This window comes from Zunongwangia pacifica (assembly GCF_023499215.1).
GTDB lineage: Bacteria > Bacteroidota > Bacteroidia > Flavobacteriales > Flavobacteriaceae > Zunongwangia > Zunongwangia pacifica.
This window is the reverse complement of sequence record NZ_JAKHSK010000036.1, coordinates 40,346-50,642: the sequence shown is the minus strand read 5'-3', so window position 1 is coordinate 50,642 and position 10,297 is coordinate 40,346. Positions and strand designations below refer to the sequence as shown.

Genomic DNA, 10,297 nt, shown 5'->3' with positions numbered 1-10,297 from the left:
AATTCTATTGTATCTTTGTCAAGTACAGAGTACATAAAGGGTTGGTTTTGATAATTGTATGTTTCGCAACACAAATATCTGCAACCCTTTTTTATTTTTAAAAAAAGTTTAAATCATTTCAGCTTTAAAAAGAGAGCTTTTATAGATTTTTTAGAAGAAAATAATATTAAAGATGATTTATTTTGGTAAACTAGTTTTCTGCTAACGATCGGACTTTATCGAGTGCTGTAATAGCTACGGTAATCAGAAGCTATGTTATAAAAGTTTATCTTTTTTAGAAGTGGAAAGTATAAGCTTAATAATAAATACAGTACTTCAGTACAATGATGGGAACCAATCTGAATACCGGTATAAATATCAGGGGCAGGAAAAGGATGCTGAAACAGGGATGGAAGCCTTTGAACTTCGATTATGGGATGCAAGGATTGGGCGTTGGTTAACTACAGATCCAGCTGGTCAATATAGTTCTCCATATCTTGGTATGGGTAATAATCCTGTAAAGTTAGTAGATCTTGATGGTGGAAAGGCAGACGATTACTTTGACAAAAAAACTGGAGAGTACTTAGGTCGTGGGGGAACAGACGATATACGTTACATATCTAAAGAAGATTGGGACGCCGGTAACTTGGATAATTTTACAACAAATGTGTCTCCTGAAATAGAAGTGAAAGTATTAGAACATTATGCAGGTGTTTTCAATATTAAAGACCAACTTATTAAAGATGTTGACATTGAATTCAAGCCTTCAGGTGGCTGGAGTACAGGTCGGCCAGTAGAAAGAAATGAAAGGCAAGTATTGGTTGCAAAATTTGACAAAGGAGATATTGGAAATCTTGTAAAGAACAGATGGGATGTTTATGCAATTATGCGCCACGAATTGGTTGGCCATGGAAACGATTGGTTATCTGGAATACCGTATGATTACCATGACTCTAAAACTTTTTGGGCTTGGGAAAAAAGAGCAACTCATAAAGAAATTCATTCAAAATTTTGGCCAAAAACTTCCTCAGGATTTAAGCAATGGCTATATGACGAATACGGTAGAGTTCCTTTTGTTTTACCTATTAATCAAAGAATGCAATATTTTGGAAAATATGATGGTGTTAAAATTGACTAGATCAACTTATATTTTATTAATTGCAACTATAGTACTTTTTATTAGTTGTGCAAAGGAAATAAATCACTATAAATTAGAAAAAGTCAAGGTTTTAATGAATAGGGAACTTCCCACACCTGACCAGTTAATTTATTATGTTAATCCTTATATCGGTAAGAGAGATGAAGTAGAATATATCGAAGTAATTGATAATGAGGGTAATGTTCTTGAAAAAAGACGTTCTTTTAAGCCTTATTATGAAGATACTACTGCAATTAAGTTTTCTACAACAAAATTTATAGATAGTTACAATAATTCACTCGTGCTTGAAAATTTATTAAATAAAGGAAAACTAAAGGTTGTTTATAAAGATGGGAATGTCCGTGTATATGAGAATGACGAATAATAGGCATATTTTATAGAATGGAAAAGCTTAAGAATCTTAATAGGCTTCTTTTTTAGAATACTTATCATGCACCTTTGAATCTCGAATAAGTACAATTAGGATGTTTAAGAAAGATATTAGCTAATGTTTAATTGTGGGGATAGATTATAATTTTCACCGTATCGAGGGTAAGTATCATATTGAAAGAAACTAGCCCATTAGACAAGTTTTCAGACATAAATAATAGGCTTAAGTTCATAAAGCTCGTATTTATCAAACTCGGATGCCAATACCGGGTAGAGACAATGATGCTAACCAATCTGAATACCGATATAAGTATCAGGCTCAGGAAAAGGATGCTGAAACAGGGATGGAAGCCTTTGAGCTAAGACTTTGGGATAGTAGGATTGGTAGATGGTTAAGTCCAGATCCAGCTGGTCAATATAGTTCTCCATATCTAGGAATGGGGAATAATCCTATAATCAGAGTTGACCCAGATGGTGGGGAGGACATTCAGTGGGTTGATTCTGATACTGGTGAAATTATATATGATGATGGTATTAGTAACGGTACGGTTTATCTTGTAAATTCAGGTTACAAATTCAATGGTAATTTGGATGAATTAACAGCTAATTCCCAGTTAATTACAAATAATTCTAAAGTTGTTGGGAGTGAAGCATCCGTAGAGAAATATGTTGTTTCACAATTTGGTCATGGTAACTATCTTGATAAGTCTAAATTTCCTGGAGGAATTAAAACATTTAGTAGTAAATCTGGTAGATCATTTATTGGTATTGGTAACGGTTATAAATTAATTAGAACCATGGAAGAAAAATTTGTGCAAAAATTTGACAACAGTAAAATTTCTTTTATTATAAGGTATAATTTTGGTGAGGAAAATGTACTATTGGACAATGTATTTAACTTGAGAAATAACTTAGTCCATGAATATGATCATTATATACTTTATTCTTTACATTTAAGATATGCTGATAGAGTTTGGAGTTCTAAAAACGCGATGCAATTGTATTATGAAGAGAGTGCAATTGAAACTCAGAAAGCACATCATACTTATAAAAATACAACCTCAGGGCACAAAGAAAATGTAGAGTGGTATTGGGGTTATGTTCACAGGAGATATGGCAAAAACTAGTTATATGAAGAAAAGTTTATTTGTTTTAGTCTTATTATTTATTTCATGTCAAAAAAAAAATCATCAAAAAAATAGTTGTGATTTCAGAGTTGAAATTTTATTATCCGAAGAATTTAAGGATGATTATAAAATTGCATTAACATTTAAGGGTGAGATGAATCTTGTATTTGACTCTTCAAACTTTAATTTTGAAGATAAGCTTGATAAAAGAGTTGTTTTTTCAAGTCTTAAAGAGTTGACAGAGGGTTTAAAAGAAGATGCAATTATAATTGAAAATGAAGCTATGGAATTTAGAAAATTTTCTCAAATGCCTATAGGTGTTGATTTTTTCTCAAGCTATCTGTTTCAAGATAATGATAGTATATATAACATAAGAATAGAGGAAAATGGAGAGAAGAAAATTTTGCTCAACAAGATATTTTCAAAGGAACATTTTTACATGAGTAAAAATGCATTGCCAAAAAAATTAAGGTTGCACTATATTTATTTTGTAAATAATAAAGAAAAACATTTAGCATCAAATTGGTTTCAACTACCCAAGAACTCAGATTTCTAGTCCATAGAGAAATATCGTTGGTTTTTCAGAATCGAATATCAATCTTGTTTCAATAATTTTGGTATCAGCATGGTATTCAAACAAAGTTAGAAATGATGAGTCATAATTAACTCTCAAAATGGTTATGTATCAATTGGAACTATAAAGCAAGATTTAAGACCTAATGTTAATTGAATTACCCATGTAAATTAGTTGAGGTAGATATCAAAAATTGGTAAGATTATGTTTTTTAATACAATTAAGCTTTAGATAGTTTAGAAACTGTGGAAACTTTATTATTAGGATAAATTGAAGAATTAAGTTTATATCTAATTAAGCAGAATAAGGATACCCAATGACTTAATAAAAGAATACAAGTATTGGAGGTGCAGTAGAAGCTGGTAAAACTTTTTTTGTAGCTTATAATTTAAAAACACCCCTAACTACGATCCCTTACTCTTCGGAGGAGGTCACTCCCAAACTCCCAATTTTAATTTTTCACTAATAATATAAATGAAAGTCAGGTTTATAATTTTTACACTAGTTCTATTACTTATAATAATAGCTTATTTTTTTATAAAGTTTATTGCTCCAAAAATGACAGAGCAAGACCGAATGGAATCTGAATTATATTTTAATAGTTGTAATTATAACTTTAAAGCCAGAATTTTAGATCATCACCTACTTAATGCCTATACAGCGGGTGTTTTAAAATTAAAATTAATCAAAGGCGAGATTAATACTCATAATGAGTATATTAAAAATATTACAACTGGGACCTTCAATACTAGGGATAGTATTATGTATGCTTTTGCCACTTTTTATCCAGAAATAGTAAGAAAAATGGATGAAGGAATTCATCCTGTTATGGTTGAAATGAACTGTAAATCAAGAGTAGCTAAAATATTTATTAATCAAGAAGATTTTTTTAAAACCACAATTTACTACTATGGAGATGACAGCTTTAAAAAAAGAGCTTTTATAGATTTTTTAGAAGAAAACAATGTGAAAAATGATTTATTTTGGTAAACTAGCTCTCTTCTAGCGATCTACTTTGTCGAGTGCCATAATAGCTATGGTAATCAGAAGCTATGCTATAAAAGTTTGGCTTTTTGTTTTTAGTAGTAGAAAGTATAAGTTTAATAATAAATTTGGGTACTTCAGCACAATGATGCGAACCAATCTAAATACCGATATAAATATCAGGGTAAGGAAAAGGATGCTTAAACAGGGATGGAAGCATCCAAACGATTTGCTGCAAATTTTCATATCTATGGAGAGGATTTTATTTATTCTCAAATGGAAAAGCTAAATCCTGATATGGAGATTACGAAAGGACAGTTAATTTTTTCACTGAAAACTTTGAATCCTTCGATTTTGCTTTACATCTATTTAGGTGTAGAGAACAGATTTTAAGACATGATATTGGTGGGTTGCCAATAATGATTTTGAACATCAAGCTGCGACTTTTCTTTCGGGTCAGAGATATGGTACCTGGCTAGGGATCAACATAGCTAATTTGAATGAAGTTCAAAATTTAAGAATGGATACGGCAAATGGCAACCTCTGGAATGCTTTTCTCGGAAGAGGTGGAACAGCATTTGAATGGAAAGATATATGGAATAATCAATTAGGGCAAGCTCTTAGCCTTCATTATACTTGGTATAAATGGACCAATTAAAATACATACTTCCTTTCGTTATAATTTTTATAACAATAAGCTGTGACCCCTTCTGTTAAGCAGACGAAATTAAAGAAAAAGACAAACAAGCAGTAGCTCAAATTAATCAAGGATATAGTGATTATACTATAGAAATTGATAGGTGTCTGCCAGCAGGATACTTTAATGTAACAGCCCTTAATAGTACCGAATTAGATACTTTGGTAGTAAACAATATTTTTAAGGCTGTTTTGTCTGAAGAAATCACTGCCAAGAAAATGAAATTTTTTGATTCAAATGTGAATTTTCTATTCGTTCAATATCAGGTTTATGATTCAATAAGTAAGAGAAATATAGTTTTTAGGATGAATCCAGAGGATTTATAAAGCAATCTAAATAGAAATTGATTTCAAAATAATTAAGCTAAGGCTGTCCTGTAGCGTTTTATCCTGTGCATCTTTAAGCATTACGTTCAGCATATATAAATCCTATCTTTATAGGCAGGATTTATTTTTTGTAGTAATTCACTGCGGTAGAGTTTTTTTTATCCTTTATTAAAACAGTAGTATCACCAAGCAAATAATCCAAACTTACTTCAAGAGCTTCGGCAATGTTTTAAGCAATGTCTATAGACGGTGTACGCTCATTACTTTCATAACGTCCATTATGGAGCAAGAATCAAATCATATTGTAATTTCTGAAATTACCACTAAAAACCAGGGAAGTTATACTTTGAAAATGCAGTATAATGCCGCAGAAATCTCACCCGATCATATTGAAGTTTATTTCGCAATCGAAAATTGAAAAATTCCGATATTAGTCGATAGTTAATGTAAAAACAAATTTAAACATAATATAGTACAAACTATAAAATGAGATACACCAAGGAAAAAATAGAACTTGAAGAAAATGGATATTCCGTTTTATCAAATCTCTATTCAGAAAACGAAATAAGTAAGATGTTGTCTTGTATAGAAAATGCAGAGCAAGACGAAAGCTCGTTTATGAAAACAAAAGATTTGTTTGCCATTCGACAGTTAATTAAGAATGTTCCTCTATTACCCGATTTGTTGTTTAATGAAAAAATGATTGAATTGATTTCAGAACTTTATCAATCTGAATGTTTCTTAACAAAAGCTATTTACTTTGATAAACCAAGCAAATCGAATTGGTTTGTTACGTATCATCAGGATTTGAGTATTTCAGTGGATAAAAAAGCCGATTTGGAAAAGTATGTAAATTGGACATATAAAAAGGGACAGTTTGGGGTGCAACCACCAATAGCGATTTTGCAAGATACAATAACCATAAGAATCCATTTAGATAAAACTGACAGGAATAATGGAGCCTTAAAGGTTATACCAAAATCTCATTTAAATGGAATAGTTCGGGCAGAATCAAAAGACTGGGAGATCGATAAAGAATTTATATGTGAGGTGGAAAGAGGCGGAGCAATGTTAATGAAGCCTTTAACTCTACACGCTTCTAATCGAAAAACAAATGGAAAGCAGCGAAGGGTTATTCATTTAGAATTTAATAAGCATACTTTAAAAGAACCTTTAGATTGGTTGGAATATTATAGAATAGAAAAATAGTTGGTAAAAGCAGGCAAATTAGCTAACTAAAGATAAATATTTTGCGATGCCGGTTAATTTATAACCTATTTTGTAGTCAATATAATATAGTCTTCCGAGCTAATTGGAATGGTCATATTTCAGAAAAAATTATCGAATATGAGAAGTATGTATAAAAAAATTCTTATTCTTATTTTAACCATTGTTTTAGCTCCTATAATCGGTGGAATCTACGGAATTCTAAATGACCAATTAACTTATTCAATTTCTCCCGAATATTATACAAAATTTAAATTTTATCAATTTGGCCTCGTTGATTCTGGAAATGAAGCGATTTTTCTCAATCCTAGATTTGAAGTATCAATCGTTGGCATCATGGCGACGTGGTGGATGGGCTTATTGATTGGAGGGATTCTAGGATTCGTTGGATTAATTCATAACGGACACAAAAGAAGGTTTAGAATTACAATGAAAGCAATACTAATTACCATTGCTGTGACCTTTTTTATTGGATTAATTGGCCTCTTCTATGGGAAATTTTATTTAAACCATGCGAATGTGGATTGGTGGTTACCCAAGAATCTAATTGAGACTGAAGATTTCATTGCAGTAGGTTCAATGCATAATTTCAGTTATATAGGGGGATTAATAGGACTAATTGTAGGAATAGTATATAGCATCAATCAAAGGATGATTAGTGATAAAAGAAAATTGTAATGAACAAATCGAAGAAGATTGTAATTTTCTGTAAATACTAGGCTTACTTGTGTAATCTTTTGTCATTAAAGATTCATAGTATTAGATGTTATTCATTCAATTTTCTTAATTAAAGATGAAGAAACTATAAAAAAAGCGCGACCCAGATTCTATCCAGGTCGCTTTTTTGATAAATGATATTGAACGGTACTAGTTCAGTTTTTTAACTAAAAGTTCCGCAACCAGTTCAGAAGATGCCGGATTTTGCCCTGTGATTAATAAACCATCTTCAACAGCATAAGGAGCCCAATTTTCTTTTTTAGAATATATGGCCCCATTCTTTTTAAGCATATCTTCCACTAAAAAAGGAACCACATTAGTAAGCTGAACTGCTTCTTCCTCTTCATTAGTGAAGCCGGTAACTTTTTTACCTTCCACTAAAGACTTCTCTTCAGCATTTTTAGTATGTTTAAATACACCTGGAGCGTGACAAACGGCAGCAACTGGTTTGTTATGCTCATAAAAATCTTCAATAAGTGCAATAGAATGTTTATCTTCAGCTAAATCCCATAACGGTCCGTGACCACCAGGGTAAAATATCGCATCAAAATCTTCCTGATTCACATTTTCCAACTTTACGGTATTTGCCAAAACTTTTTGAGTTTCTTTGTCATTTTCAAAACGTTCTGTTGCTGGAGTTTGAGCGTCTTCGGTTTTACTATTAGGATCTATAGGAGGCTGTCCGCCTTTTGGAGAGGCCAAAGTGATCTCAAAACCTTTATCTTTTAAAAGATAATAAGGAGCTGCAAATTCTTCAATCCAAAATCCCGTTTTTTCTCCGGTTTCGCCTAGATCTTCATGACTTGTTAATACAAATAATACCTTTTTCATTTCAATGTTTTTTTGAGGATTTTCACTATTTGTTGATTCCGATTGCACTTCTTTTTTAGCGTTTTGTGCGCAAGAAGAAAATAAAACCACAGTGAAAATCACTGTTAATACTCTTTTCATTTAAGCAATTCACTAATTTACGAATACAAATGTAGCACGAAGGCAGTCCTTAAAAATTGATGTATGGTAAGAAATCACTTTTTGGCATTATCTCTTCTTATTCGGCTTAAACTTTCGGTTGTGATTCCCAAATAAGAGGCAATATGATAATTCTTAACGCTTTGCTCGATATTTGGATAGGTTTTTATAAATGATAAGTACCTTTCTTTTGCCGATTGGGACAAGCCAGATAAAATTCTTTTCTGAAAACTGGCAAAAGCCCTTTCCATTTTTTTTCTGAAAAAAGTTTCTAGTTGTGGTATTTTCAAAAATAACTCCTCCATCCCCTTTTTAGATATTTTATAGAGGCTGGCATCCTGAATACATTCAATATTCATGATCGCCTGGCTCTTACTAAAAAATGCGGTATAATCACTTATCCACCAATCATTGATCGCAAATTGCAAAGTATGTTCTTTACCCGATTGGTCTATAAAATACGTGCGCAGGCACCCCTGGGTTACGTAATATTGGTGAAGCACTGTTTCATTAGCTTCTAATAAATTTTCGCCTTTTTTTAATGCTATTTTTTCGAGGTGACGGGCAATTAAAAGAACTTCTTCAGAAGAAAGCGATATTCCTTTAAAAATTTCAGTGACTATATGATTTTCGATAGGGTAAAAGTTTAAAATAGTGAAGAATCTGGTGTATTTATAATTTAAAACTGAAATATGAAAAATGTTTGTAAATATAAGGATAAGTAATTTTTTAAATATACTCTTATTAGCTAATTTGTGTTGGAAGGATTAGAATAAAAGAATATTTTTCTAGTTCTATAACTAAGATTTTTGCTGAACAGGAAAGCTTTAATTCTAATAAAGAGTACCTAGATTAATCTGAGCATGCTATGACTACATTAAAAGTAATAGTAGATATAAAACTGCAAATAAAACTTACGATAGCAGGCTAAAAATTCCACTATGAGAATATCGATACTTTTACTCGATAATCAAGATTTAATGCTCGGATACTTGTCTCTTTTTAAATGTTTTAAAAATTAAATGCTTCTTAGGTTTGCCCCTAAGATAGTTACTGACTTTTAGTTTTATAATTTCTAAAAAATTGTGCTAAACAATCTATAATTTATGCAATTACCAAAGATGAATTAATCAAATTCATTGTACAGGCAAAAGAGAAAGATAATGTCACTTTGTAGCCTTAACCAATTTAGAGCTTATGCCACTTATGGATAAGCATTATATCCATCATACGTTTAAGTGTTTAAGGCGTATACATACTTGTCTTACCTTGAATAGAGAAGACCGGATCAAGAAAAAGAGAATTGGGCGCCTTTATTTCAGAGTGATAGGACTCCGGACTATTATTTCCGGAAAGCATACTTCACAGCGTCACAAAGAACATGAGATCTATCATCACCTACCGAGAAACCTTACTGTAAATCGACCCAATCAGATCTGGGCAATCGAAATTACCTACAATTCCTATGCGGAAAGGTCTTATGATCTGGTAGCAGTTATTGATCTCTGCTATGTGTTAAATTGTTCGTTATTAAATTCGTAAGTCCATTGGTTTAAATAAGTGGTTAAGGAAGCCATTCGCCTTAATGTTAAATCTAAAATCATCAGTACTGATTAGGGCAGTCAATTCACCTCAGAGATCTTTATACACAGTGTACTCTCAAAGGATATTAAATTAATTAAGTATGGAGGGTAAAGAAAGAGCTCAGATAATGTTTTATAAACGTCTATGGAGAATTGCAAAATATGAGAGTATTTATCTAAATCCCTAGTAATTAGGAGTAACCTTATACCGGCAACTTAGTAACTATTTTGATTTTTACAACAAAAGAATTAGACATTAAGGAATAGAAAATGAAAGACCCATTAACAGATATTTAAAACAAGAAAGAAAAGCTGCGTAGTAAATGAAAATTAGAACTTAGTTTAGGAGCTAAGTTTTACTTACAGAAGGGAGTACTTCAGAGTTTGAAATTATGAATGTTTGTAGAGATTAGGGATGAACATTAACTAGATTTTTGCTTCCTTATATTTCTTTTTATTGATAAGTGGCATGAAGTTAGGCAGGTCATTCTTAATCAAATTCAAATAGTAATTCATATAATTTAAAGGTTTTTGTTTTTTCTTTCTCTATAATAATATTAAAAAAAACCTAAAACCTTACTAAAAG

At 31.5% G+C, this 10,297-nt stretch carries 10 protein-coding genes; 8 read left to right on the top strand and 2 right to left on the bottom strand.

The window, feature by feature from the left end; all coding sequences use genetic code 11:
• Nucleotides 1-280: 280 nt before the first annotated feature.
• From L1967_RS18515 to L1967_RS18480, 8 genes are all read left to right on the top strand, one after another.
• Entirely contained in the window at nucleotides 281-1,117 is an 837-nt protein-coding gene (locus L1967_RS18515; RefSeq protein ID WP_249602992.1) for an RHS repeat-associated core domain-containing protein, read from the top strand.
• Entirely contained in the window at nucleotides 1,110-1,502 is a 393-nt protein-coding gene (locus tag L1967_RS18510) for a hypothetical protein (RefSeq protein WP_249602991.1), read from the top strand. Before L1967_RS18515 ends, L1967_RS18510 begins: the two co-directional genes overlap by 8 nt.
• A gap of 262 nt (nucleotides 1,503-1,764) precedes the next feature.
• Nucleotides 1,765-2,634: an RHS repeat protein gene (locus tag L1967_RS18505; protein WP_249602990.1), complete on the top strand. Its 870-nt coding sequence runs from the start codon at nucleotides 1,765-1,767 to the stop codon at nucleotides 2,632-2,634.
• 4 nt (nucleotides 2,635-2,638) lie between these two features.
• Nucleotides 2,639-3,190 carry a hypothetical protein gene (locus L1967_RS18500; protein WP_249602989.1) on the top strand — a complete coding sequence of 184 codons (552 nt, stop codon included), beginning with the start codon at nucleotides 2,639-2,641 and terminating at the stop codon, nucleotides 3,188-3,190.
• A gap of 576 nt (nucleotides 3,191-3,766) precedes the next feature.
• On the top strand, nucleotides 3,767-4,198 hold the full coding sequence (locus tag L1967_RS18495; RefSeq protein ID WP_249602988.1) for a hypothetical protein: 432 nt from the start codon (nucleotides 3,767-3,769) through the stop codon (nucleotides 4,196-4,198).
• 1,297 nt (nucleotides 4,199-5,495) lie between these two features.
• A complete protein-coding gene (locus tag L1967_RS18490) occupies nucleotides 5,496-5,633 on the top strand; it encodes a hypothetical protein (protein WP_249602987.1) in 138 nt (45 codons plus the stop codon).
• A gap of 68 nt (nucleotides 5,634-5,701) precedes the next feature.
• On the top strand, nucleotides 5,702-6,424 hold the full coding sequence (locus L1967_RS18485; RefSeq protein ID WP_249602986.1) for a phytanoyl-CoA dioxygenase family protein: 723 nt from the start codon (nucleotides 5,702-5,704) through the stop codon (nucleotides 6,422-6,424).
• A 147-nt stretch (nucleotides 6,425-6,571) separates the two neighbouring features.
• Nucleotides 6,572-7,120 carry a hypothetical protein gene (locus L1967_RS18480; RefSeq protein ID WP_249602985.1) on the top strand — a complete coding sequence of 183 codons (549 nt, stop codon included), beginning with the start codon at nucleotides 6,572-6,574 and terminating at the stop codon, nucleotides 7,118-7,120.
• Nucleotides 7,121-7,309: 189 nt separating this feature from the next.
• On the opposite strand, the gene L1967_RS18475 is transcribed toward L1967_RS18480, so the two are convergent.
• The gene (locus L1967_RS18475; protein ID WP_420856426.1) at nucleotides 7,310-8,110 is read right to left on the bottom strand and encodes a type 1 glutamine amidotransferase domain-containing protein; all 801 of its coding nucleotides are present in this window, start codon (nucleotides 8,108-8,110) and stop codon (nucleotides 7,310-7,312) included.
• A gap of 74 nt (nucleotides 8,111-8,184) precedes the next feature.
• A complete protein-coding gene (locus L1967_RS18470) occupies nucleotides 8,185-8,697 on the bottom strand; it encodes a Crp/Fnr family transcriptional regulator (protein ID WP_476756505.1) in 513 nt (170 codons plus the stop codon).
• Between the last annotated feature and the right edge of the window lie 1,600 nt (nucleotides 8,698-10,297).

Coding starts and splice junctions, on each gene's coding strand:
- L1967_RS18505 (WP_249602990.1), top strand. CDS start 1,765: ATGCCAATACCGGGTAGAGACAATGATGCTAACCAATCTGAATACCGA.
- L1967_RS18495 (WP_249602988.1), top strand. CDS start 3,767: ATGACAGAGCAAGACCGAATGGAATCTGAATTATATTTTAATAGTTGT.
- L1967_RS18485 (WP_249602986.1), top strand. CDS start 5,702: ATGAGATACACCAAGGAAAAAATAGAACTTGAAGAAAATGGATATTCC.
- L1967_RS18500 (WP_249602989.1), top strand. CDS start 2,639: ATGAAGAAAAGTTTATTTGTTTTAGTCTTATTATTTATTTCATGTCAA.
- L1967_RS18490 (WP_249602987.1), top strand. CDS start 5,496: ATGGAGCAAGAATCAAATCATATTGTAATTTCTGAAATTACCACTAAA.
- L1967_RS18480 (WP_249602985.1), top strand. CDS start 6,572: ATGTATAAAAAAATTCTTATTCTTATTTTAACCATTGTTTTAGCTCCT.
- L1967_RS18475 (WP_420856426.1), bottom strand. CDS start 8,110: ATGAAAAGAGTATTAACAGTGATTTTCACTGTGGTTTTATTTTCTTCT.